The organism is Lentzea sp. NEAU-D7, from assembly GCF_026242055.1.
Lineage (GTDB): Bacteria > Actinomycetota > Actinomycetes > Mycobacteriales > Pseudonocardiaceae > Lentzea.
Genome location: NZ_JAPJDL010000003.1, coordinates 437,237 through 460,322, shown reverse-complemented (window position 1 = coordinate 460,322; position 23,086 = coordinate 437,237). Strand labels below are relative to the sequence as shown.

Sequence of the window (23,086 nt, the reverse complement as noted above, 5' to 3'; positions counted from 1 at the left end):
ACTGGAGTCACCTTCGCCGCACCAAACGGTTGATCTTGGCGATCACCGGCTTCATCTCGGGCACCCGGAACGCCGCCAAAAGGCCGAACGCGAGCGGCAGGCCGATCGCCGTCACGAGCACCACCTCGATCCAGGCCGCCACGACCGGGGCGATGGTCCCGAGCATGCCCAGCACCAGCCAGTTCACGCCCTTGGCGACCGCGAAGGCCAGCGAGGAGGCGACGACGGTGAGGCAGACGGTCCAGATGGTGAAGCCGGTGCGCAGGCGGCCGAGGCGGACCCGCAGCCACACCTGGCCGACGATCGCGCCGAAGACGAAACTCAGCGACATCGCGAGCGACACGCCGACGGCGAGCTGTGAGGCATCTCCCGGCGTGGACACGGCGAGGAAGAGGTAGAGCAGCCCGATGCGCACCGCCACGATCAACGCCTGGATGAGCGTCGGCGTGCGGGCGTCCTTCATGGCGTAGAAGACCCGCAGCTGCAACAGCGTCACGGCGTAGGGCACGAGACCGAACGCGGACAGCGCGAGCGCGAGACCGATCCTCGTGCCGCCGTCGACGCCGGAGTTGCCCCAGGCGAAGGCCGCGAGGCCGATGGCCAGACCGGACACCGTCATCAACGCGCTGAACGGCATCAGCAGGATCGCCGACATGCGGTTGCCGAACAGCAGGTCGCGCACGATCGACTCGTTGTCGTTGTTCGCGGCCGCCCGGCTCATCTTCGGCATCAGCGCGGTCAGCAGCGAGACGCCGAGCACGCCGTACGGCACCTGGGCGATCAGCCACTGGTAGTTGAACGCCGTCAGCGTGCCCTCGGCGCTCGTCGCCACGTTCGTCAGCACCGTCATGCTGGCCAGGCCGAGCCCGACGTAGAGCAGCACCCAGAACGCGAGGCCGCCGAACTCCGAGAGGCGCGAGTCCCAGCCGAAGCGCCACTTGAACTTGAAGCCGGTCTTCTTCAGCGCCGGGAACAGCACGGACGCCTGCACGGCCACGCCGAGCGCGGTGCCGAGACCGAGCACCAGCAGGTGCTTGTCGGTCATGTTGACCGGGTTGAGCGTGAGCTCGCCGGGCAGCAGCGCGTAGACGACCAGCACGACGATCACGACGAGGTTGTTCAGCACCGGCGCCCACGTGGGGATGCCGAACACGTGCCGTGCGTTGAGCACCGCGCTGAGCAGCGCCGTCAGGCCGTAGAAGACGATGCCCGGCAGCACCAGGTAGGCGAACGCGGTGACCAGTTCCGGGTTCGCGTTCTCGGAGTCGGAGATGTAGAGGTCGGTGAGCAACGGCGCGCAGGCCATCGCGATGAGCGTGCCGACGCCGAGGATCAGCGTGCCCATGGTGATCAGCCACTGGGCGTACGACTCGCCGCCGTCCCCGTCCTCCTTCTCGGCCCTGACCAGCAGCGGGATCGCCACGCTGGTCAGGATGCCGCCGAGGAGCAGCTCGTTGATCATGGTCGGCAGCGTCGACGCCGCCTGGTACGAGTCGCCGAGGACCTCGGCGCCGATCACCGCGATGAGCAGCACCTTCGACAGCAGGCCGGTGCCTCGGCTGACGATCGTGGCGATCGCCATCGAGCCGCTCGCCCTGGCGACCGACGGTGCTTGGTTCTGCTGCTCTGGCTGGGTGGTCGTGGCTGTCTCGCTCACGCGCTCGACTTCTCCGGTGTGACGTTCTCGATGGACGGTGCGCCGCCGTTCTCGCCGTTGCGGGCGCGAACCCGCTTGTAGATGCGCCGCCCGGAAAGCAGGACGAGCGCGATGCCGGCGATCACGGTGATGATCACGGTGATGGTGCCGTAGGCGGACGACGACACCTCCAGCTTGACAGTGTCACCGAGCGGGACGCCCTCGGGAGTGGTCAGCCGGACGTTGACCGGGAACCGGCCGGACCGCAGCACCTCGACGGGGACCCGCACGACGCGCTCGCCGCGGGCGGGAAGCACCTGGTCGGCGAGGTCGAGCTTGCGGATGCCGGGGGTGTCGGCGAGGTTGATCCGGACCGTCACGCGGACGTCGAGCTTGTTCGTGATCGTGACCGGGATCGGGCTGTCACCGGAGCCCAGCAGGATCGGGCTGTTCGGCTGCGTCACGCCGACCATGCCGGTCAGCGAGTTCAGCTCGTTCTGGCTGACCTCGGCCGCGGACCGGGCGCCCTGCTCGTTGCCCCGCCACGCGCCGGACATCGCCCGCAGCAGCCCGAGCCACAGCGGGTCGGCCAGGTCGGAGGGTGCCGCGTGCGCGGTGTCCTCCTGCTGCATGGCCGCGACGAGGCCGTTGAGCTCGACGCTCTGGCTCGTCACGGAGTCGGAGATGATCGCCGAGATCTCCCGCGCACCGGCCTCCGGCGGGTAGGCGATCTTGGCGTTCGTCACCGCGGGGGTGGCCCCGGTCAGTTCCTCGAGCCCGGTCTGGCTCGCGTAACCGCCGGTCAGCAGCTTCTGGGCGGTGGCGAGGAACTCGGTCATCTCCGAGAGCGGCGCGTGCCAGCGGCGCGGCGGCGCGACCAGCACGTTGCGGCCGTCGCCCTGCCAGCCTGCGCGGAACACCAGCACCGCCAGCGCGTTCTGCACGGACACCGGCTGGCTCTCGACCGGCGTGGTCACGCCGGACAGCGTGCGCGGGCGCGACTCACTGCCCTGCAACGCGTCCGAGACCATCGAGTCGATCTTCACCGCCGTCACCGGGTTCTTGCCGGCGACGACGACGGGCGCGGTGCCCGGCGCGTCCGCGAGACCGGTCGGGTCGAGCAGCAGCGACTTCACGCCGGGGTAGCTCTTGTCCGGCTGCGGGGTGACCAGCTCGTCGAACGTCGACTGGTCGAGCACGCCGTCCTCCGGCCACACCAGGTCGGGCAGCGGCCGCACGGACAGGACGTCCTGGATGAGCTTGGGGCCGTCGGTCACGGCGAGCGTGCGCATCGTCGAGAGCTTCGCCCTGTTCAACGCCACCAGGTCGGCGTCGGCGTACGGCAGCGCGATGACGCAACGGCCCGTGACGGCGAGCTTGAGGCGGTCGAGCCACAGCTTCGCCTCGATCCGGCCCTTGCCCTCGGCACCGCCGCGCAGCCGGTAGCCGGTGCTCATGGCCTGCACGGTGCGCAGCAGGTCCGGGTCGATGGCGAGGCACATGGCCGTGCTCATCGACGGGACCGCCTGCTCGTAGGCCTGCAACAGGCCGTACAGGCGGCCGTTGACCGAGAGCGACGCCGCGAGCTCGTCGTCGATCAGCTCCGACTGGCCCTCGCCACCGAGCCGGATCAGTCGCGGGCGGTCCGCGATCGGCCACAGCACCGTCAGCTTCGAGCCCGCGCCCGGCTTGCCCTTGGTCTCGCCGCCGGGCACGCCCAGCACGGGCAGCAGCGTCGACAGCGCCGCGAGCCGTGCCTGGCCGCCGTAGTCCGGCCTGCCGTTGACGTTCGCGAGGATCGGGTAGATGCCCGGCTTCTCGACCTCCAGCGAGGTCGGCTCGGTGCCGCGCAGCGGCACCTCCAGCGTGAAGTCCTTCTGCTGGCCGGCCTCGAGCTCGCCGGCGACAGGGGTGAACTTGGGCTGCACGGCCTCGGCCGCCGCCGGCTCCCGCAACGCCTTGCGCAGGTCGTCCTCGGACTCGAGCGGCTCACCGCGCTCCAGGCGCAGCACGATGTCGGACACCTTGCGGTCGCCGACGTTGACGATCCTGCCGGTGATCTTGACGGTCGCCGGGGAGTCGCTCGTGACGAACCTGGGGGTGAGCTGGTCGATGTCGAGCCGCAGGAACTGCGGCTGCGCCTGCCCCGGCTGGGCGGAGAGCGATCTGGTCGCCCACACCTGCGTGGCGGGGGCGGGCATGAACGGCAACGCGTCGACCTCGTCCGGCTGCGCCTGCTGTGCGCCGGCGGCCGGCGCTGTGATCACCACGAACGCGGCGACAGCGGCTGTGCAGACGAGCTTCTTCAGGCTCACGCCGACTCCGCCCCGTTGCGGCAACGGCCGGCGAGCAGTTCGGCTGCTCGGCGGACCAGGCGGCGCTCGTCGGCATACGCGAGTCGCTCGTCCAGTTCGCCGAGTGGCACCCACGCCACCTCGGTGACCTCCACGTCTTCGTCGGAAAGCTCTCCCCCCGTCGCTTCGAGGAGGAAGTGGTGAACCGTCTTGTGCACCCGGCGGTCGTCAGCGACGAACCAGTAGTCGATCGACCCCAACGGGCGCAGCACCCTGCTATGAATACCGGTCTCCTCGGCGACCTCGCGCACCGCGGTCTGCTCCGCGGTCTCGCCGGCCTCGATGTGACCCTTGGGCAAAGACCACAGCAACCGGCCGCGCCGGTCAAGTCTGCCGATCACCGCGGCCCGCCGCTCTCCGTCGAGCACCAGGCCACCTGCCGACGTCTCGTCGACGGTCTCGAGCCTCCGGCCCCGGCGCCGCTTCCGGCGCCCCGGCTTGGGACTCCCGGAACGTGCGGCTGACGGGGGCATACGGCCGATCGTACTTACGAACCTTAAGTACGCTGGTTTCTCGTGTCTCGATCGCTCCAGCAGAATGCGGTGGTGGAACCACCCGCCATCACACCTGTCGTCGCCGAGCTCGCCGCCCGGTTCGCCACCGCCGGCAAGCGCCTCTACCTCGTCGGTGGAAGTGTGCGCGACGCCGTGCTGGGGCGCCCGACGAACGACTTCGACTTCACCACGGACGCGCGACCTGCGGAGATCCAGAAGCTGCTGAGCGGCTGGGCCGACGCGCAGTGGGACACCGGCATCGCCTTCGGGACGGTCGGCGCGTCCAAGAAGGGCGAGATCATCGAGATCACGACCTTCCGCGCGGACGTCTACGACGGCGTGACCCGCAACCCCGAGGTGACCTTCGGCGACTCCATCGACGGTGACCTGGTCCGGCGCGACTTCACGGTCAACGCGATGGCGTTCGACATCGCCGCCGGCGAGTTCGTGGACCCGACCGGCGGCATGCAGGCGGTGCGCGACGGCGTGCTGGACACCCCGGCGACCCCGCAGGAGTCGTTCGGCGACGACCCGCTGCGCATGCTGCGCGCCGCCCGGTTCGTCTCCCAGCTCGGCTTCAGGGCCGCGCCCAGGGTGGTCGAGGCGATGCGGTCGATGGCAGGCCAGCTCACCCGCATCACGCCGGAGCGCGTGCAGGTGGAGCTCTCGAAGCTCCTGTGCGGCGCGCACCCGCGCCGCGGCATCGAGCTCATGGTGGAGACCGGGCTGGCCGACATCGTGCTGCCCGAGCTCACGGCCATGAAGCTGGAGATCGACGAACATCATCAGCACAAGGACGTCTTCGACCACTCGCTGGTTGTGCTGGAGCAGGCAATTGATCTTGAAGAAGTTGATCAATCACCCGATCTGGTGCTGAGGATCGCCGCGCTGCTGCACGACATCGGCAAGCCGGCGACCCGGAAGTTCGAGCCCGGCGGCGGCGTCTCGTTCCACCACCACGAGGTCGTGGGCGCGAAGATGGTCCGCAAGCGCTTGCGGGCGTTGCGGTACTCGAAGGAGATCACCGAGGACGTCGCGAAGCTCGTCTACCTGCACCTCCGCTTCCACGGGTACGGCAACGGCGAGTGGACCGACTCGGCCGTGCGCCGGTACGTGACGGACGCCGGTGATCTGCTGACGCGGTTGCACAAGCTCGTCCGTGCCGACTGCACGACGCGGAACAAGCGCAAGGCGAACCTGCTGCGCAAGACCTACGACTCTCTTGAGGAACGCATCGCGCGCATCGCCGCTGAGGAAGACCTCGCGCGCGTGCGTCCGGACCTCGACGGCAACGAGATCATGAAGCTCCTCGGTCTTCAGCCGGGCCGCGAGGTCGGCGCCGCGTGGAAGTTCCTCAAGGAGCTCAGGCTCGACCGCGGGCCGCTGGAGCGCGACGAGGCCGAGGCGGCACTGCTCGACTGGGCTCGCGAGCACGGGATCACGCCACCCGCGCGGTAACGCATAGTGAGCGAATGGAATCCCCGCGTTAGCGAAGTGTCAGCGCGGGGATGCACCATGGTCAGTGCGCCAGGGGGCGCATGGGGGTGGTGCAGATGTTCGTTTGGGGACTCTCCGCGGTTCCCGCAGTGCGGGACCTGGACGTGCTGACCGACGACCAACGAGCCGTGCTGAGGTGTCTCGCTCGTGGCCACGCCGATCACGAGATCGCGCGCGTGCTCGGCATGGGGCAACAGCGGGTGGCCGACGAGGTGGCCGAGATCCTGGGGCGCCTGGAACTACCCGATCGAGTGGCGGCTGTCGTCTTCGCCCACGAGGCCGGGATGCTGCACCTGCCGTTTCCGCGCTGACAGGAGCAGGTAGGCGCCGAGCCCGACCAGGTAGAGGCTCGCGGCGACGAGGAGGAGGCCGGGCGAACGCCCGTCCAGGGGGACCACCGTCGCCGTGATCGACACCGCGGTGACCTGCGCGATGTTGAAGAGGGTGTCGTACAGGGCGAACACGCGCCCGCGCACCTCGTCGCCGACGTCGTGCTGCACCGCGGTGTCCACGCAGAGCTTGACGATCTGACCGGCGAAGATGATCACGAAGCTGGCCAGCAGGATGGACGGCAGCGTCATCGGCAGCCCCAGGCCCACCTGGGCCGCGGCCGTGAGCAGCAACGCGCCGCAGATCGTGCGCTTGACGCCGAACCTGTCGACGATGCGGTCCGTCAGGAACCCGGCGAGCAGCACACCGGCGCCGCCGGCGACCGCGACCTCGCCGAGCCCGCCGATGCCCGCCTTGAGGATGCCGAAGTCCTCCAGGCTGTAGCGCATCAGCAGCAGCGTGATCATCAGGCTCATGCCGAACGCGGCCCGGTGCGCGAGCAACGCGGCCAGCCCGGCCGTGACGCTCGGCGTGCGCCAGGTGGCCTTCGCGCCGTCCAGCAGACCGCGGGCGACGGCCGTCATGGCGTTGTTCGGCTCGTCGACCTCGTCCGGCCCGAGCACACCCGCCTTGAACCGGCTGGCGATGAACGCGCTGAGCAGCAGGCCCACGACGGCGATGCTGGTGGTCCACCCCGAACCGCCGTCCCCGGCGCCGAGCAGTGTGCGGAACCCGATCGCGCAGCCCGCGCCGATCACGGCCATGACCGCGCCGGCCGTCGTGGTCAGCGCGTTCGCCTCGACCAGGTGATCTTCGTCGACGACGTGCGGCAGTGACGCGCTCAGCCCGGACCCGACGAACCTGCCGATGCCCATGACGACGAGCGCGGAGACGTAGAGGGGCAGCCCGCTCAGCCCCGCGCCCACCGCCAGCGCGGTGAGCAGGACGAACGCGGCGCGCGTGACGTTCGCGACGACGATGACCTTCTTGCGGTCCCACCGGTCGAGAAGCGCGCCCGTGAACGGTCCGATCAGCGAGTACGGCAGCAGCAACACGGCGAACCCCGCCGCGATCGCCGCGGGATCGGCCTGGCGCTCGGGGTTGAACAGCACGGCACCGGCAAGCCCTGCCTGGAAGAGCCCGTCACCCCACTGGGAGGCGAGGCGAGTGGCGAGAAGTCTGCGGTAGGCGGGGATGCCGAGGAACCGGCGTGATCCCCAGTGGTGTTTCTCCACCGCAAGCGTTGTCACCGTTGCACTCTAAGCGCGCGGTGGTGAAAACCACGAAAGCCGGACCTCGCGGTCCGGCTCCCCTGGTGCCGGATGCCAGGTCGCCTCACGGCGCGGTGCACTACGCGGCTCCAGCCGAACGGTATTCCGCGAAGGCGGTTGTCTGTTGAGCCCGGGGGACACAAAGACATCCGACACCTCAGTCTAACGGGACGCGGGCCTGAGTTGTTCCGGCGATCACGGGTGATTTCATGGTGACGTGCGTCCCGATGACGAAGTCGAAGTCGAGCCAGGCTCCCTGTTGGTTGCCGCTCCGAGCCTGAACGACCCGAACTTCACGCGCACCGTGGTCTACATCATCGACCAACGTCCAGAGGGGACTCTCGGCGTCGTGCTGAACCGCCCCTCCGACGTGGCGGTGCACGACGTGCTGCCGCCGTGGGGTTCACAGGTCACGAAGCCGCAGTGCATCTACATAGGCGGCCCGGTCGAGCAGAAGACGGCGTTGTGCCTGGCGGCCCTGAAGGCGGGGACCGACCCCGCCGCTGTGGAGGGCCTGGTCAGCGTGCAGGGCCCGGTCGCCCTGGTCGACCTCGACGCCGAACCGGACGACCTGATGCCGCTGGTGCGCGGCCTGCGGGTGTTCGCGGGCTACGCGGGCTGGGGCGAGGGCCAGTTGCAGGGCGAGATCGACCGCGGCGACTGGATCGTCGTGACAGGACTGGCCGACGACGTGCTGACCGGCGCGAACGTCGACCTGTGGGGCAGGGTGCTGCGCCGGCAGGGCATGCCGCTGGCGCTGCTGTCGACCTACCCGAAGGACGTCCGCGACAACTGATTCACGTGAAACGTCGAGTCACAGACCGGCGAGCGGGGAGCAGCCGCCACCGCCGCACGCGCAACCGCCGCACCCCTTGGGCTTGACCGGCTCCGGCACCAGCGCCGCGGCCCGGCTGCCCATCACGCCACCGGCGAGGGCGATCGTCAGCGCACCGACCAGTCCGATGATCCCAGCGGTCACCGCCAGGTCCGCCATCACGAACGCCATCGCGCCGGACACGACGGCGACGACACCCGCGGCGACGTTCGGCACGCCCGCGACTCGGTTGGCCAGCGCGAACGTCTCCTCGTCACGCAGGGCGGCGGCCGTGCGAACGCCGACGAAGCGGTTGCGGCGCAGCTTGCCCTGCAGACCCAGCAGACCGACCGCGCCGAGAGCGACGCCGAGCACACCCAGGACGACCGACAGCACGATGTTCACCCCATGAGGGTAGGACGAATCCTCAGTTCACCGGGCAGTCACCCCGGTCATGTGTGCTGTGCGCCATGCTCAGACGACTCCTGCTCGTCGCCGTGCTGCTCGCCCTGTTCGCGGTCCCCGCACAGGCGCACGGCGCCGACGTCCGCTTCCTCACCGCGTTCGTCGTGCCGAAAGGCCTGGTCGTGGGCGGTACGACGGTCGGCGGCATCTCCGGCCTCGACTACGACCGGCGTACGAAGAAGTGGATCCTGATCAGCGACGACCGGGTCGCGCCCAGGTTCTTCGAGGGCAGGCTCGACCGCGAGGGCGTCGAGTTCACGGCGGTCCGCCCGCTGCTGGGCCCCGGCGGCCCGTACGCGCCCGGCACCGTCGACCCCGAGGACGTCCGCGTCGACAAGTGGACCGGCGACCTGCTGTGGAGCCAGGAGGGCGACCGCACGCCGACGACGCTCATCGACCCGTCCGTCCAGTTCAGCAGGAAGGACGGCAGCTTCAAGCAGGCGCTGCCGACGCCGGAGGCGCTGAGGATGAAGTCGGAGTCCGGCCCGCGGCAGAACCAGGCGTTCGAAGGCCTCACGTTCGCCCTGAACGGCACCCTGGTCGTCACCGCGCTCGAAGGCCCGCTCCTGCAGGACGGCCCGCCGGCGACCGAGGCGAAGGGCGCGACCAGCAGGGTGGTCGTCCAGACCCGCACCGGCGTACCGGTCGCCCAGTACCGCTACCAGCAGGAACCGCTGTTCGCGCCGGACGCGAGCACCGGCGTCACGGCGATCCTGGAGAAGTCCCCCGGCGTCTACCTGACCCTCGAACGGTCCTACAGCCCGACGCTCGGCAACAAGGTCCGCCTCTTCGAATACCGCCCGCTGCAGAACAGGAAGCGCCTGCTCGCCGACATCGGCAAGTTCACGAAGCCGGACAACCTCGAAGGCATGGCCTGGGGACCCGACGGCACGTTGTGGCTGGTCTCGGACGACAACTTCTCCCCCGCCCAGGTCACCCAGTTCATCGCGCTTGCGCTGCGCTGATACCGTTGACGACATGAGCACGGCCCGCCTGCTCCTTATCTAGCCGCGACGACCTGATCGGAAGACGGTCGGCGCGGCCACCCTCCATGCCCGTCTGGGCTGGGGGGTTTCGTCATGTCAGGGGCAGGAACAGATGTGAGAGGGACGTTGAGATGAGCACGGACGCGGCGGAGATTCCCGCCTTCCGCTACACCGCGGAGCTGGCGAACCAGATCGAGGAGCGGTGGCAGCGGTACTGGGAGGACCACGGCACCTACCACGCGCCCAACCCCGTCGGCCCGCTCAAGGGTGACGTGCCCGCCGACAAGCTGTTCGTGCAGGACATGTTCCCGTACCCGAGCGGTGCCGGCCTGCACGTCGGCCACCCGCTGGGCTTCATCGGCACGGACGTCTTCGCGCGGTACCACCGCATGAACGGCCGCAACGTGCTGCACACCATGGGGTTCGACGCGTTCGGCCTGCCCGCGGAGCAGTACGCGGTCCAGACGGGCCAGCACCCGCGCAAGACCACCGAGGACAACATCAACACCTACCTGCGCCAGATCCGCAGGCTGGGACTGGGTCACGACGAGCGCCGCCGCATCTCGACGATCGACCCCGAGTACTACAAGTGGACTCAGTGGATCTTCCTGCAGATCTTCAACTCCTGGTACGACCCGGACGCGCGCAAGGCTCGCCCGATCGCCGAGCTGATCTCGCAGTTCGAGTCCGGCGAGCGCGAAGTCGAGGGTGGCCGCACGTGGTCTGAGCTGTCTTTTGCCGACCAGCAAAGGATCTTGGGCGAATTCCGCCTGGCCTACATGTCGGAGGCGCCCGTCAACTGGTGTCCCGGCCTGGGTACTGTCTTGGCGAACGAAGAGGTCACCGCGGACGGTCGCAGTGAGCGTGGCAACTTCCCGGTGTTCAGGAAAAGCCTGCGCCAGTGGATGATGCGCATCACCGCGTACTCGGACCGGCTGATCGACGACTTGGACCGGCTGGACTGGCCGGACAAGGTCAAGGCCATGCAGCGCAACTGGATCGGGCGCTCGCATGGTGCCCGTGTCCGATTTGCGGTGGGAGACGAGAACATTGAGGTCTTCACGACCCGTCCGGACACGTTGTTCGGCGCGACCTACATGGTCCTGGCACCGGAACACGAGCTGGTGGACAAGATTGCGGCGCCCGATCGCGTGGCAGACGTCGCCGCGTACCGGCGCGCAGCGTCCCTGAAGTCCGAACTGGACCGTCAGGAGAACAAGGAGAAGACCGGCGTCTTCATCGGGGCGTACGCCACGAACCCGGTGAACGGCAAGGAAATCCCCGTCTACATCGCCGACTACGTGCTGATGGGCTACGGCACGGGCGCGATCATGGCCGTGCCCGGCCAGGACCAGCGCGACTGGGACTTCGCGAAGAAGTTCGACCTGCCGATCATCCGCACGGTCCAGCCGTCGGAGGGCTTCGAGGGCGAGGCCTACACCGGTGACGGTCCGGCCGTGAACAGCGGTTTCCTGGACGGCATGGCGATCGACGACGCCAAGAAGACGATGATCGGCTGGCTGGAGGAGAACGGCCACGGTCACGGCACCGTCCAGTTCAAGCTGCGCGACTGGCTGTTCAGCCGCCAGCGGTACTGGGGCGAGCCGTTCCCGGTCGTCTACGACGAGGCCGGCACCGCCATCGCACTGCCCGAGTCGATGCTGCCGATCGAGCTGCCCGAGGTCGACGACTACTCGCCGCGCACCTTCGACCCGGAGGACGCGGACACCGAGCCGTCGCCGCCGCTGTCGCGCGCGACCGAGTGGATGACGGTCGAGCTGGACCTGGGCGACGGCCTGAAGACGTACCGCCGCGACACGAACACCATGCCGAACTGGGCGGGTTCGTGCTGGTACCAGCTGCGCTACGTCGACCCGGTCGAGACCGAGCGGTTCGTCAACCCGGAGAACGAGCAGTACTGGCTGGGCCCGCGCACGGCCGAGCACGGCCCGACCGACCCCGGTGGCGTCGACCTGTACATCGGCGGCGTCGAGCACGCGGTGCTGCACCTGCTGTACTCGCGCTTCTGGCAGAAGGTCCTGTTCGACCTGGGCCACCTGTCCGGCGACGAGCCGTACCGCCGCCTGTTCAACCAGGGCTACATCCAGGCGTACGCCTACCGCGACCCGCGCGGCGTGCACGTGCCCGCGGACGAGGTCGTCGAGGCCGACGGCAAGTACCTGTACAACGGCGAGGAAGTCACTCGTGAGTACGGGAAGATGGGCAAGAGCCTGAAGAACGTCGTCACGCCGGACGAGATGTGCGAACGGTACGGCGCCGACACCTTCCGGTTCTACGAGATGTCCATGGGTCCGATGGACGTGTCACGGCCGTGGGCGACCAAGGACGTCGTCGGTGCGCAGCGGTTCATGCAGCGTCTGTGGCGCAACCTGGTCGAAGAGACCGACGGCTCGCTGCGCGTCACGGACGAGGAGCCGTCCGTCGAGGCGCTGCGGCTGCTGCACAAGACGATCGCCGGCGTCCACGACGACTACGCGAACCTGCGCTACAACACGGCGGGCGCGAAGCTGATCGAGCTGAACAACTACGTCACCAAGCACTACGCGTCCGGCACGCCCCGCGCGCTGGCCGAGGCCATGGTGCTGATGCTGGCTCCGCAGGCCCCGCACGTGGCCGAGGAGCTGTGGTCGAAGCTGGGCCACGAGGGCTCGCTGGCGCACGGCCCGTTCCCGAAGGCCGACGAGCAGTATCTGGTCGAGGACACCGTCGAGTACCCGATCCAGGTCAACGGCAAGGTCCGCTCGCGGGTCGTCGTGTCGGCGTCCGCGGCGCAGGACGAGATCAAGGCCGCCGCGCTGGCCGAGGAGAAGATCGCCGAGCTGGTCGCCGGTGGCGAACCGCGCAAGGTGATCGTCGTTCCCGGCCGCCTGGTGAACATCGTTCTGTAGCGACGAGCAGAGCCGGCGCGGCTACGGCTGCGCCGGCTCTGCCTCCGGCCACGAGTCGGGTGCCGGGCCGAACGCGCGCCTGGCGGCCTTGACGGCGAGGGCGGCCATGGCCGCGTTGGCCCCGCCGCCGATCAGCGCGCCGATGCCGAACGAGACGGCTCGGCCGAGCACGACGATCCCCTGCCTGGTGCCGTACTTGGTGATGAAGTTCTTGCCCAGGACCTTGTTGATCTGTCGCAACGTGGTGGTGGGCACCGCGCTCACCAGCTGGCGCGCCCAGTGCTGGCCCGTGCGTTCGGCGATCTTGCCGATCGTCTTGGAGCTGGACTCGCCGAGCAGGATCCCCAGCACCAGAGTGCGGCGGCGTTCGATCTCGTCGAGCGGGACCCCGTGCACCTCGGCGAGCGAGAGCACGTAGAGGGCGCTCAGCTCGAGCGAGGAGAGCGCTTCACCGGCCGACAGCGCCAAAGCGACGCCGGTACCGACGCCGGGCGCGGCCGCGGCTCCCCCGACTGCGGCTCCCGTGCTGGTCAGCGCGCTGACGTACATCTTCTCCAGCGTCCCGATGACCTCGGCCGGCGTCGCCTCCGGACTGCGCTGGCGGGCCCGCGCGATGTTCTTGCGCACCAGCGGTGTCTGCAGACCGATGGCCTTGTCGAGCAGGTCGAGGACCGCCTGACCGGGGCCACCCGACGACGAGGCCGGTTCTTCAACGACAGCAGGCAGTTCGGCGGGAACCGCGGAGTTCTGGGCGTCGACCACGGGTCGTATGTCGCCGAACGCCCGCCCGGCGCTACATCACCGGTCGACCTCCGTGAACCCGATCTCCTGCAGCATCTGGTCCAGCATCGAGTCGAACATCGGCTCCGGGTTGCTCACCGCGAACGGGAACCGCCCGAACACCTCCAGAGCCACGTGCCCGTACAACCGAACCCAGGACTGCACGACGTGGTAGATCTTCCCGAGGTTCAGCACGTCGTCGGCCAGAGTCACCCCGTGCTCCGCCACCGCGTCCCGCAGCACCTGCTGGAACCGCACCAGGTCCTCGTGCAGCACCTCGGGCACCTCCTCGTCCACGTGGTTCGCGTCCTCGTTGGACGCGATCAGCGGGCCCGCGAGCTGCAGGAACACCGCGCCGAACTGGTCGGCGCCGATCGGGTCCCGCGGCGACGCGAACACCAGCGCGAACTCCTGCGGGTGGGCCAGCGCCCAGCGGCGGAACGCGTGGCACACGGCCCTCACCTTGCAGCCCACCTGACCTGACGTCTCCGCGGCCAGATTCGTGTGCAGGGCCGTCGCCATGTCCGCGCAGATGTCGTCGCAGAGCTGCCGCAAGAGCGCGTCGTGCGAGTCGTAGTAGCGGTAGAGAGCCGGCGCGGTGATGCCGAGTTTGCGTGCAATGGCACGCAGGGTAACCGCGTCGCGGCCGCTTTCCACCAACAGGGCGCGGGCCGCCTGCCGAATCTCACGCTCGGTCTCGGCGCGGAGCCGTTCTCGGCGAGTGGCCTCGGTCATATGTCACTCCATCGGGTTGTAGACCCCGTCCACGGCCCCGTACGGTTTTAGTGAACGGTGTTTACAAGAGTTCACGGGATTAACAGCACGGTAACCCAGGAGGCCGTCGTCGATGTTCGCGAAGTGGGGCTCTATCGCATATCGCCGCCGGTGGGTGGTGTTGATCGCGACCGTACTGCTCGCGGTCGTCGGTGGCGTGTGGGGCATCGGCGTGTTCGACAAGCTCAGCCAGGGTGGGTACGAGGCTCCTTCCAGTGAGGCGGCGCGGGCCGACAAGGTAGCCGAGGAGGCGTTCGGGCGGCAGAACGGTGACGTGATCGTCATTTATCGCGGCGATTTCGCGAACCCGCTCGAACTGAAGAAGGTCGCCGACCACATCAGCGGCCTCCCCAAGGACGAAGTGCTCAAGGTCAACGGACCGGTTCCGTCGGACGACCAGCAGCAGGCTCTCGTCGCGATCACGCTGAGCAGCGGTGACTCGAACGAGCAGATCAAGCAGTTCCAGGACGTCCAGCCGCAGCTGAAGATCGACGGCTTCACCGAGCAGATCGGTGGGCTCGTGCCCACCCAGAAGGCCATCAACGACATGTCCCAGGAGGACCTGACGCGCGCGGAGATGTTCTCGCTGCCGCTGGTCCTGCTGCTGCTCGTGATCATCTTCGGTGGGCTCGTGGCCGCGTCCCTGCCGGTCGTCGTCGGCGGTCTCGCGATCATGGGCTCGCTCGGCGTGCTGCACGGCGTCGCCCTCTTCACCGAGGTCAACTCGTTCGCGGTCAACGTCGCCTCGCTGCTCGGCCTGGGCATGGCGATCGACTACGGCCTGTTCATGGTCGGCCGGTTCCGCGAGGAGCTCGCGCAGGGCCGCACGACCGAACAGGCGGTCGCCCGCACCGTCGCGTCCGCCGGCCGCACCGTCGTGTTCAGCGCGACGCTGCTGGTCATCGCGCTGGCCGGACTGCTGCTCTTCCCGCACGGCTTCCTGAAGTCCCTCGCGTACGGCGGCGTGTCCTCGGTCGCGATCGCGGCGCTGGTCTCGATCACGCTGCTGCCCGCGTTGCTCGGCGTGCTCGGCCACCGGGTCGACAAGCTCGCGATGCCGTGGCGCAAGAAGGAGCCGAGCGAACGCGGCTGGCGCAAGCTCAGCGGTGCGGTCATGAAGCGGCCCGTCCTGATCGCCCTGCCGATCATCGGTGTGCTCGTCGCGCTCGGTTCGCCGTTCCTCGGCGTCCAGTTCGGCCAGGTCACCGAGAAGGTCCTGCCCGAGGGCAACGCCGTCCGCGTGGCCACCGAGAACATCAACGAGAACTTCTCGGCGCTCTCCAACACCGGCTTCAAGATCGTCGTCAAGGGCGGTGACGAGGCCGCGGTCCAGGCCTACCTGGGCAAGGTCAAGGACGTCCCCGGTGTCGGCGAGGTCCAGCCGACGGGTGCGGACAAGGGCGTCACGGCCGCTATGGCCGGGCTGGAGAACGACGCGCTGAGCGAGGAGTCGAAGCAGGCGCTGAAGGACGTCCGCGCGCTGCAGGCCCCGGCCGGCGCCGAGGTGCTCGTCGGCGGCAACACCGCGGTGGTCAGCGACTCGCTCGACGCCATCGCCGACGGCCTGCCGCTGATGGTCACGCTGCTGGTCGGCGCGACGCTGATCCTGATGTTCCTCGCGTTCGGCTCGGTCGTGCTGCCGATCAAGGCCGTGATCATGAGCGCGCTGTCGCTGTCCGCGACGTTCGGCGTGCTGGTGTGGATCTTCCAGGACGGCCACGGCGCCGACCTGCTGGGCGTCACGCCGGGCCCGCTGGAGTCCGGCATCGTCGTGCTGATGGCGGCCATCGTGTTCGGTCTGTCGACGGACTACGAGGTCTTCCTGCTCTCCCGCATGGTCGAGGCCCGCGGCCAGGGCGCGACGACCGAGGAGGCGGTGACCACCGGCCTGGCCAAGACCGGCCGGGTGATCACGTCGGCCGCGCTGCTGCTGATCGTGGTGACCGGCGCGTTCGCGTTCTCGCAGGTCGCGATGATGCGGTTCGTCGGTGTCGGCATGATCCTCGCGCTGGCGCTCGACGCCACCGTGGTCCGGATGCTGCTCGTGCCGGCAGTGCTCAAGCTGCTCGGCAACGCCGCGTGGTGGTCACCCGGTCCGCTCAAGAAGATCCAGGAACGCCTCGCGCTTCACGACGAGCCGGTGGACGACCTGGACGACTTCGACGACGAGGTCCGCAAGCCGGTCCCCGTCGGCTGACCGGGCGGGAAGGCGATCATGGCCGCGTCGAAGTGGCGCGGCCTCGCCTCCAGCTCGCCCAGCTTCATCCGATACGTGGTGAGCACCGCGTTCGTGCTGTCCAGGACCGTCGTCGTCGCGCCGGTGGCGAGGAAGACCCTCGTGTCGCCCGGCGCGATGGCGACGCTCGGCGAGTCGATGCGCAAGCGTTCGCGCACCGTCATGGTGGCCGCGTCGACGACCACGACCGACCGTTCCTTGGGCAGCGTCAGGTAGACCGTGGCGCCGTCCGGGGTGACGGCGATGCTGCCCGCTCCCCTGCCGGCGTCGACCGCGCCGACCACCTGGTTCGTGGTCGTGTCGATCACCGACAAGGTGCCGGGCGTGGAGCTCCCGAGGCGCATGCTGCTCACGTAGAGGCGCTTGCCGTCCGGTGAGATCGCCAGGTGCTGCGGCAGTCCGCCGACCTGCACCGTCGAGGTCTGGAACGCCGTCGCCGTGTCGACCAGGCCGACCGTGCCGTCCTGGGAGTTGGCGACGTAGAGGATCTTGTTGTCCGGGTGGACGGCGAGGCCCTGCGGCTGCCCGCCGGCCTTGATCACCGCGACCATCTGGAAGTTGTCCGGGTTCACCACCGCGACGCCGCCGCTGGCCGAGACGTAGAGGCGCTGCCCGTCCGGGCGCATCACCGCGTGCGACAGCTGGACCTGGGTGAAGAGCCGGTCGAGGATCTCGCCGGTGCTCGGGTCGACCACGGTGATCGCACCGGTCCACCCGTTGACCACGTACAGCCGCCGCCCGTCGGGCGACACCGCGACGCCCGTCGCGCGGCCCCCGGTGTCGGCCTGCACGAGAACGGCACCGTTGCGGGTGTCCACGACCTGGACGAGACCGGACTTCCCCACCACGTACGCGAGCGGTGCCGCCGATGCGGAAGAAGTGGTCGTGTACTCGTGCCCTTGGTGAACACCCGTCGCCGCGAAGGCCGCTGAGAGCGCTAGAACCGCGGCCACGAGGCGTGGCTTTGCCATACGGCCGATGGGAACACTTCCGGGTGCTTTCGATCCACTTCAGTCACTCGGCCGAGTGAAATCTTTGCCTGGACGTAGTACGGCTGTCGTCCGCGACGGCGGTGCGGACGACAGCCGTCCCACTAGTAAGAGGGCGGAGGCACTGGTTTGGATTCATATGACTCGGGATTTTTCGCCGATGTCACCAGTTTGGCGTAACGGGTGCCCGCGGTGAGCAGGACCAGGCCCGCACCGAGGAACGCCAGCACGCGGGCGACACCGTCGAGCGCGGAGAGGTCGAACAGCACCAGCTTCACGACCGCGGCACCGACCAGGACCAGGCCGGAGATCCGCAGCGCCTTGTTGTTGATCCCCCTGACCAGCAGGAACAACGCGGCGACCGTCCACGACACCGTGACCATCGAGTGCCCGAAGAGGAACCCGGTCTCGTTCGGCGACACCAGCAGCGCCGCGCACAGCACCGCGCCCGCCGCGCCGTAGAGCAGCACGAGGCCGGAGACGATCCACGGGAACGGGTGCTTGGCCGGCTCGCGCAGCACCTGCATCTTGAGCGCGGCCCACGGGAGGATCGCGGCGAAGACGACCAGCACGACCGCCGTCACCAGACCGGCCGCGTAGTCACCGGGCTCGACGTCGTTGAAGAAGCGCGGCTCCTCCACGAGCCACGTGATCGGCACGGCCTGCCCGATCGTCATGAAGAACCCGAGCACGCCGAACGCCACCGAGCCGACCAGCGCGCTCTTCCTGTTCAGACGTGCCGCGAGGAACGCCAGCAGCACCGCCTCGGCCAGCACGATCGCCGTGCGGACGTTGCCGTCGAGTGCGATCACGGTGGTCTGGAACAGCGCGAGCATGCCTGCCGCACCGGCCGCCGTCGTGAACCCGCGCGGCAGGTCGGGCACCATCCAGATCGCCAGCAGCACGGCCGCGACCGCACCGGCGAGGATCGAGTTGGCGGGGTTCTCCAGCAGCGTCGTCGCGAACAGGGCGGGCAGCGCCGAACCCGCGATCAGCGCGACGGCGACGATGTCGTCGGGCCGCTTGCGGATCGTCAGGAACGCGACGGCGATGCCGACGACGGTCGTGGCCGCGGCGATGCCGACCACGGTCCACTCGTAGGAGCGCGGGATGGCGTTCGCGGTGGTGAGCAGCGAGGCGAGGATCGGCGGGAAGCCGCCGGCGATGGCGAGGCCCGGCCAGTCGCGCTTGATCTGGACCGGAGTGCTGGCCATCTTGAGCACCAGCAGGAAGCCGACGAGCAGGACCGTGAAGCCTTCGGTGATGATCGGCGAGCACAGCGCACACGCTGCGACGACGGTGACCGCGAGCGCTTGCGAGTCCCACTTCAGCGCGAGGGCGACACCGGCCGCGGCGACGGCCAGCCCGACGACGAGGCCCGCGCTCTCGGGCAGATATCCGTACAGGCTCGTGGCGGCGATGACGTCGAGGTAGAGCCCGGCGAAACCGGTGAAGGTCAGTGCCATCGCGCCGGTGCGCCCGGCGGGGTTGCGGTGCAGCCACATGCCGATGCCGACCAGCGCGCCGCTGAACACCGCGCCGCCGATGACGCGCGGCATCGGGCCGAGCCAGCCGCGCTGGACGGCGAGGACCAGCAGCAGCACGAAGCCGAGCACGGTGATCGCGCCACCGACCCAGGCCAGCAGCTTCGCGCCGGCGCCGTCCTTGCCGAGCTTCTCGAACAGGGTCTCGCGCGGCTGCGGCGCGGGCCACTGCTGCTGTTGCTGCTGGTGAGGCCACTGTCCCTGAGGAGGCGGCGGAAAGCGGTGGCCGGAAGGCGGCTGCTGACCGGGGAACTGCGGGCCGGGAGGCGGCGGCTGCTGCTGGGTCGAGGCCGCGGCCTGCTGCGACCACGGGTTCGCCTGCTGCTGCGGACCGACCGGTTGCTGCGGCACGCCGACCTGCGGCGACGGCACGCCGGTGGGCTGCTGCGGCACCCCGGCAGGCGGCGTCGGGACGGTCGTGGCCGGCGGCTGCGGCACCTCGCCGGGCCGCGCCACCTCGGGTGCCTCGATCACCGCGGTCGCGGTCGAGGCGGAGCGCTCGCGCAGCTCCGTGCTGATCGTCGTCAGCCGCTGCCCGATGGCCGCGAGCTCCAGCGCGAGGCGCTGCTCGTCTCCGAGGCGATCCTGTCCGTCCATGTGATCAGGGTGAGGCAGAGCACGCCCGGTTACATCCGTACACCTACTCATCCGCTTGACTAGATACATGTGTAATCGATTAACTACTGCTCCGTGACGACCATGAAGGACGTCGCGCAGCACGCCGGCGTCTCCACGGCCACCGTGTCGCGCGTGCTCAACGGCCATGCCGCGCCGACGCCCGAGACCCGTGAGCGCGTGCTCGCCGCGATCGAGGAACTCGGCTACCGGCCCAACGCCCTGGCGCGATCCCTCAGGACCACCAGCACCCAGACCCTCGGTCTGGTCATCAGCGATCTGCTGAACCCGTTCTTCGCCGAGATCGCGCGAGCGGTCGAGGACGAAGCCCGGTCACACGGCTACTGCGTCGTGATCGGGAACGCCGACGAGAGCGCCGAGCAGGAAGCGACCTACGTGCGCACCCTGCTCGACCGCCGGGTGGACGGCCTCCTGCTGTGCCCCGCGACCGACGACCCGAGTCTGGTTCGCGAAGTGAGCGCAGGCGGCGTACCGCTAGTTCTGCTCGACCGGACGGTCAGGGGCGCCACATGCCCCGTCGTCCGCGCTGACGGCAGCGAGGCATTGACCGCGCTCGCCCGGCGGCTCGTCGGCGCCGGCCACACCCGCATCGGAGTGATCGCGGGTCCGCCGAACACCTCCACTGGAAGAGAACGAACCGACGTGCTCACCGGGTCGCTCGGCGGCCTCGCGCAGGTCGTTCACGGTGACTTCCGCCAGGAGAGCGGCAGTCAGGCCGCCGCCAGGCTCGTCGACGACGGCGCCACCGCGCTCGTGGCGATGGACAACCTGATGGGCCTCGGTGCGCTGGGCGAGATCCGGGCGCGTGGCCTGCAGATCCCGCACGACATCGCGTTCGCGGTGTTCGACGACCAGCCGTGGTTCCCGCTGCTCGACCCGCCGATCACGGTCATCGCACAGCCGACCGTCGAGATGGGCCAGGCCGCCGCCCTCAGCCTGCTCGCCCTGATCGACGGCCGCCAGCCCGACGACGTCCGCCTCACCGCGAAGCTCGTGCTGCGCGGTTCGCTCGGGGAGGCCGAGCTGTGAAGACCCTCATCACCGCACGCGGCATCACCAAGCACTTCGGTGCCACCAAGGCGCTGGACGGCGTCGACCTCGAGATCTTCGCGGGCGAGGTCCACGTCCTGCTCGGCGAGAACGGTGCCGGCAAGTCCACGCTGGTCAAGGTCCTCGCGGGCATCCACGGCCACGACGCCGGCACGATCGAGGGCCACGCGAGCCTCGCCGTCATCCACCAGGAACTGGCGCTGGTGCCCGAGCTCAGCGTCGCCGAGAACCTCTTCCTCAACCGCCTCCCGCGCAGGTTCGGCTTCGTCGACCGGGCCGAGATGCGCCGCAGGGCACCGGAACTGCTCGACCGAGTCGGCCTGGACGTCGACCCCGATGCCAAGGTCAAGGACCTCGGCATCGCCCAGCAGCAGATGATCGAGATCGCCCGCGCGCTCGACAAGAACGCCGGCGTGCTGATCCTCGACGAGCCGACCGCGGTCCTCACCGAGACCGAGACCGACCGGTTGCTGCAGATCATGGCCCAGCTGCGCCAGAACGGCGTCGGGCTCGTGTTCATCACCCACCACCTCGACGAGATCCAGCGCATCGCCGACCGCATCACGGTCCTGCGCGACGGCCGGAGCGTCGGCGTCCTCGGACCCAAGGCGACGACCCGGCACATGATCGAGCTGATGGTCGGCCGCCCGATCGACGAGCAGTACCCGCGCGCACAACAACGCCCTGGTCAGCCGCTGCTCAGCATCGAGGGCCTGACCAAGCGCGGTGTCTTCGAGGACATCACCATCGAGGTCCACGCGGGCGAGGTCGTCGGCATCGCAGGCCTGGTCGGTGCGGGCCGGACGGAGGTCGCGCGGGCCGCGTTCGGCGTCGACGGCTACGACCGCGGCACGGTGAAGGTCGACGGGAAGCCGTTGCGCCGCAACGACGTGCAGGCCGCCATCAAGGCCGGTCTCGGCCTGGTGCCCGAGGACCGCAAGGGCCAGGGCCTCGTCCTCACCGCCACCGTCGGCCAGAACCTCGAACTCGTGACGCTGCACGACCGCGACCGGAAACGCCTGCACGACATCGCGGGGAAGCTCCGGATCAAGGGCCGCGTCGAGCAGCCGGTGAAGGAGCTCTCCGGCGGCAACCAGCAGAAGGTCGTCATCGGCAAGTGGCTGCTGGCCGACCCGAAGGTGCTGATCCTCGACGAACCGACCAGGGGCGTCGACGTCGGCGCCAAGGTCGAGATCTACGAGCTCATCAACCGCATGACCGCGCAGGGCCGGGCAGTGCTGCTCGTGTCCAGCGACCTGCCCGAGGTGATCGGGATGAGCGACCGCGTCGTCGTGATGGCACACGGCCGGGTGGCCGGTGAGCTGCCCAGGGGCGCGACCCAAGACCAGGTGATGGCACTCGCCGTGCAGGAGATCTCAGCGTGAGCACGATCAGCATTCGCAAGTACGCACCCAAGAAGTATTTGGCGGAGAACGGCGCCCTCGCGGGCCTTCTCCTCCTCGCCCTGGTCATCGCGATCATGCAGCCGGCGTTCCTCAACGCGCAGAACCTGCTCAACGTCGGTGTGCAGGCCGCGGTCATCGCGATCATGGCGTTCGGCATGACGTTCGTGGTGGTCGCGGGCGGCATCGACCTGTCGGTGGGCAGCATCGCCGCGCTGGCCGCGATGGTCGGCGCACTCACCGCCGGCCCGATCGGCCTGGTCGTCGGCGCGCTGTGCGGTCTCGTCAACGGCGCGCTGATCAGCTACGGCAAGCTGCCGCCGTTCATCGCGACGCTGGCCATGCTCAGCGTCGCCCGCGGTCTCACGCTGGTGCTCTCCGAGGGCCAGCCGCACGAGACCGACGCGCTGGTCACGTTCCTCGGCTCGAACCTCGCGCCGATGGTTCCGCTGCCGTTGCTGCTGATGCTGGCGTTCTTCGGCATCACCGGCCTCATCCTCACCCGCACCAACCTCGGCCGCCGCATGTACGCGATCGGCGGCAACGAGGAAGCGGCCAAGCTCAGCGGCATCGACGTCCGGAAGCAGAAGCTCTGGATCTACGCGCTGAGCGGCCTCTTCGCCGCCGCCGCGGGCCTCGTGCTCGCGGGACGGCTCGGGTCCGCCGGCCCGCAGGCAGCGGCCGGTTACGAGCTCGACGCCATCGCCGCGGTCGTCATCGGCGGTGCGTCGCTGTCCGGTGGCGTCGGCCGCGCCACCGGGACGTTGGTCGGCGCACTCGTGCTCGCCGTCCTGCGCAACGGCCTCAACCTGCTGCAGGTGCCGCCGTTCTGGCAGCAGGTCGTCATCGGCGTGGTGATCGCTCTCGCCGCGCTGCTCGACTCACTTCGCCGTCGCTGAGAAAACCCGCAACAGGTAA

The 23,086-nt window shown here is 69.3% G+C and carries 18 protein-coding genes; 9 read left to right on the top strand and 9 right to left on the bottom strand.

Annotated features, from left to right (window positions below):
• Positions 1-7: 7 nt before the first annotated feature.
• Genes murJ through ORI60_RS09120 form a run of 3 tightly spaced genes read right to left on the bottom strand, consistent with a single transcriptional unit; the run spans position 8 to position 4,463 of the window.
• Positions 8-1,657 carry a murein biosynthesis integral membrane protein MurJ gene (murJ, locus tag ORI60_RS09130; protein WP_266036306.1) on the bottom strand — a complete coding sequence of 550 codons (1,650 nt, stop codon included), beginning with the start codon at positions 1,655-1,657 and terminating at the stop codon, positions 8-10.
• Positions 1,654-3,951, bottom strand: a complete 2,298-nt coding sequence (locus tag ORI60_RS09125; protein ID WP_266036304.1) for a DUF6049 family protein — start codon at positions 3,949-3,951, stop codon at positions 1,654-1,656. The genes murJ and ORI60_RS09125 overlap by 4 nt, the downstream gene beginning before the upstream one ends.
• Complete coding sequence (locus ORI60_RS09120; protein ID WP_266036302.1) at positions 3,948-4,463, bottom strand: NUDIX hydrolase; 516 nt, start codon at positions 4,461-4,463, stop codon at positions 3,948-3,950. The genes ORI60_RS09125 and ORI60_RS09120 overlap by 4 nt, the downstream gene beginning before the upstream one ends.
• Before the next feature lie 42 nt (positions 4,464-4,505).
• On the opposite strand from ORI60_RS09120, the gene ORI60_RS09115 reads away from it, so the two are divergent.
• Both ORI60_RS09115 and ORI60_RS09110 read left to right on the top strand, forming a co-directional pair.
• A complete protein-coding gene (locus ORI60_RS09115; RefSeq protein WP_266036300.1) occupies positions 4,506-5,942 on the top strand; it encodes a CCA tRNA nucleotidyltransferase in 1,437 nt (478 codons plus the stop codon).
• Between the two features lie 95 nt (positions 5,943-6,037).
• Positions 6,038-6,292: a LuxR C-terminal-related transcriptional regulator gene (locus tag ORI60_RS09110; protein WP_266036298.1), complete on the top strand. Its 255-nt coding sequence runs from the start codon at positions 6,038-6,040 to the stop codon at positions 6,290-6,292.
• On the opposite strand, the gene ORI60_RS09105 is transcribed toward ORI60_RS09110, so the two are convergent.
• The gene (locus tag ORI60_RS09105; RefSeq protein ID WP_416234375.1) at positions 6,221-7,561 is read right to left on the bottom strand and encodes an MFS transporter; all 1,341 of its coding nucleotides are present in this window, start codon (positions 7,559-7,561) and stop codon (positions 6,221-6,223) included. The two genes, ORI60_RS09110 and ORI60_RS09105, sit on opposite strands and share 72 nt — an antisense overlap.
• Before the next feature lie 238 nt (positions 7,562-7,799).
• Here ORI60_RS09105 and ORI60_RS09100 point away from each other — a divergent pair, with 238 nt between their 5' ends.
• Positions 7,800-8,378: a YqgE/AlgH family protein gene (locus ORI60_RS09100; RefSeq protein ID WP_266036296.1), complete on the top strand. Its 579-nt coding sequence runs from the start codon at positions 7,800-7,802 to the stop codon at positions 8,376-8,378.
• A gap of 18 nt (positions 8,379-8,396) precedes the next feature.
• Here the strand turns inward: ORI60_RS09100 and ORI60_RS09095 are convergent, their stop codons facing one another.
• Positions 8,397-8,801: an SdpI family protein gene (locus ORI60_RS09095; protein ID WP_258946650.1), complete on the bottom strand. Its 405-nt coding sequence runs from the start codon at positions 8,799-8,801 to the stop codon at positions 8,397-8,399.
• 65 nt (positions 8,802-8,866) lie between these two features.
• On the opposite strand from ORI60_RS09095, the gene ORI60_RS09090 reads away from it, so the two are divergent.
• Both ORI60_RS09090 and leuS read left to right on the top strand, forming a co-directional pair.
• Positions 8,867-9,826 carry an esterase-like activity of phytase family protein gene (locus tag ORI60_RS09090; RefSeq protein ID WP_266036290.1) on the top strand — a complete coding sequence of 320 codons (960 nt, stop codon included), beginning with the start codon at positions 8,867-8,869 and terminating at the stop codon, positions 9,824-9,826.
• 152 nt (positions 9,827-9,978) lie between these two features.
• Complete coding sequence (gene leuS, locus ORI60_RS09085; RefSeq protein WP_266036288.1) at positions 9,979-12,756, top strand: leucine--tRNA ligase; 2,778 nt, start codon at positions 9,979-9,981, stop codon at positions 12,754-12,756.
• Positions 12,757-12,777: 21 nt separating this feature from the next.
• Here leuS and ORI60_RS09080 read toward each other — a convergent pair whose 3' ends face one another.
• Entirely contained in the window at positions 12,778-13,518 is a 741-nt protein-coding gene (locus ORI60_RS09080) for a hypothetical protein (RefSeq protein ID WP_266036286.1), read from the bottom strand.
• A gap of 36 nt (positions 13,519-13,554) precedes the next feature.
• On the bottom strand, positions 13,555-14,271 hold the full coding sequence (locus tag ORI60_RS09075) for a TetR/AcrR family transcriptional regulator (RefSeq protein WP_266036285.1): 717 nt from the start codon (positions 14,269-14,271) through the stop codon (positions 13,555-13,557).
• A 157-nt stretch (positions 14,272-14,428) separates the two neighbouring features.
• Here ORI60_RS09075 and ORI60_RS09070 point away from each other — a divergent pair, with 157 nt between their 5' ends.
• Positions 14,429-16,507, top strand: coding sequence for an MMPL family transporter (locus ORI60_RS09070; RefSeq protein ID WP_266036595.1), 2,079 nt, complete (start codon positions 14,429-14,431; stop codon positions 16,505-16,507).
• Here ORI60_RS09070 and ORI60_RS09065 read toward each other — a convergent pair.
• Both ORI60_RS09065 and ORI60_RS09060 read right to left on the bottom strand, forming a co-directional pair.
• Positions 16,438-17,517, bottom strand: a complete 1,080-nt coding sequence (locus ORI60_RS09065) for a hypothetical protein (protein WP_266036283.1) — start codon at positions 17,515-17,517, stop codon at positions 16,438-16,440. The genes ORI60_RS09070 and ORI60_RS09065 overlap by 70 nt on opposite strands.
• A gap of 122 nt (positions 17,518-17,639) precedes the next feature.
• Positions 17,640-19,676, bottom strand: a complete 2,037-nt coding sequence (locus ORI60_RS09060) for a DUF2339 domain-containing protein (RefSeq protein ID WP_266036281.1) — start codon at positions 19,674-19,676, stop codon at positions 17,640-17,642.
• A gap of 102 nt (positions 19,677-19,778) precedes the next feature.
• On the opposite strand from ORI60_RS09060, the gene ORI60_RS09055 reads away from it, so the two are divergent.
• The 3 genes from ORI60_RS09055 to ORI60_RS09045 are packed head-to-tail and all read left to right on the top strand — an operon-like array spanning position 19,779 to position 23,067.
• Positions 19,779-20,744, top strand: a complete 966-nt coding sequence (locus ORI60_RS09055) for a LacI family DNA-binding transcriptional regulator (protein ID WP_266036594.1) — start codon at positions 19,779-19,781, stop codon at positions 20,742-20,744.
• Positions 20,741-22,150, top strand: coding sequence for a sugar ABC transporter ATP-binding protein (locus tag ORI60_RS09050; RefSeq protein WP_266036278.1), 1,410 nt, complete (start codon positions 20,741-20,743; stop codon positions 22,148-22,150). Before ORI60_RS09055 ends, ORI60_RS09050 begins: the two co-directional genes overlap by 4 nt.
• Positions 22,147-23,067: an ABC transporter permease gene (locus ORI60_RS09045; protein WP_266036276.1), complete on the top strand. Its 921-nt coding sequence runs from the start codon at positions 22,147-22,149 to the stop codon at positions 23,065-23,067. The genes ORI60_RS09050 and ORI60_RS09045 overlap by 4 nt, the downstream gene beginning before the upstream one ends.
• Positions 23,068-23,086 lie beyond the last annotated feature (19 nt).

Coding starts and splice junctions, on each gene's coding strand:
- ORI60_RS09120 (WP_266036302.1), bottom strand. CDS start 4,463: ATGCCCCCGTCAGCCGCACGTTCCGGGAGTCCCAAGCCGGGGCGCCGG.
- ORI60_RS09060 (WP_266036281.1), bottom strand. CDS start 19,676: ATGGACGGACAGGATCGCCTCGGAGACGAGCAGCGCCTCGCGCTGGAG.
- ORI60_RS09055 (WP_266036594.1), top strand. CDS start 19,779: ATGAAGGACGTCGCGCAGCACGCCGGCGTCTCCACGGCCACCGTGTCG.
- ORI60_RS09065 (WP_266036283.1), bottom strand. CDS start 17,517: ATGGCAAAGCCACGCCTCGTGGCCGCGGTTCTAGCGCTCTCAGCGGCC.
- ORI60_RS09110 (WP_266036298.1), top strand. CDS start 6,038: ATGTTCGTTTGGGGACTCTCCGCGGTTCCCGCAGTGCGGGACCTGGAC.
- ORI60_RS09090 (WP_266036290.1), top strand. CDS start 8,867: ATGCTCAGACGACTCCTGCTCGTCGCCGTGCTGCTCGCCCTGTTCGCG.
- leuS (WP_266036288.1), top strand. CDS start 9,979: ATGAGCACGGACGCGGCGGAGATTCCCGCCTTCCGCTACACCGCGGAG.
- ORI60_RS09075 (WP_266036285.1), bottom strand. CDS start 14,271: ATGACCGAGGCCACTCGCCGAGAACGGCTCCGCGCCGAGACCGAGCGT.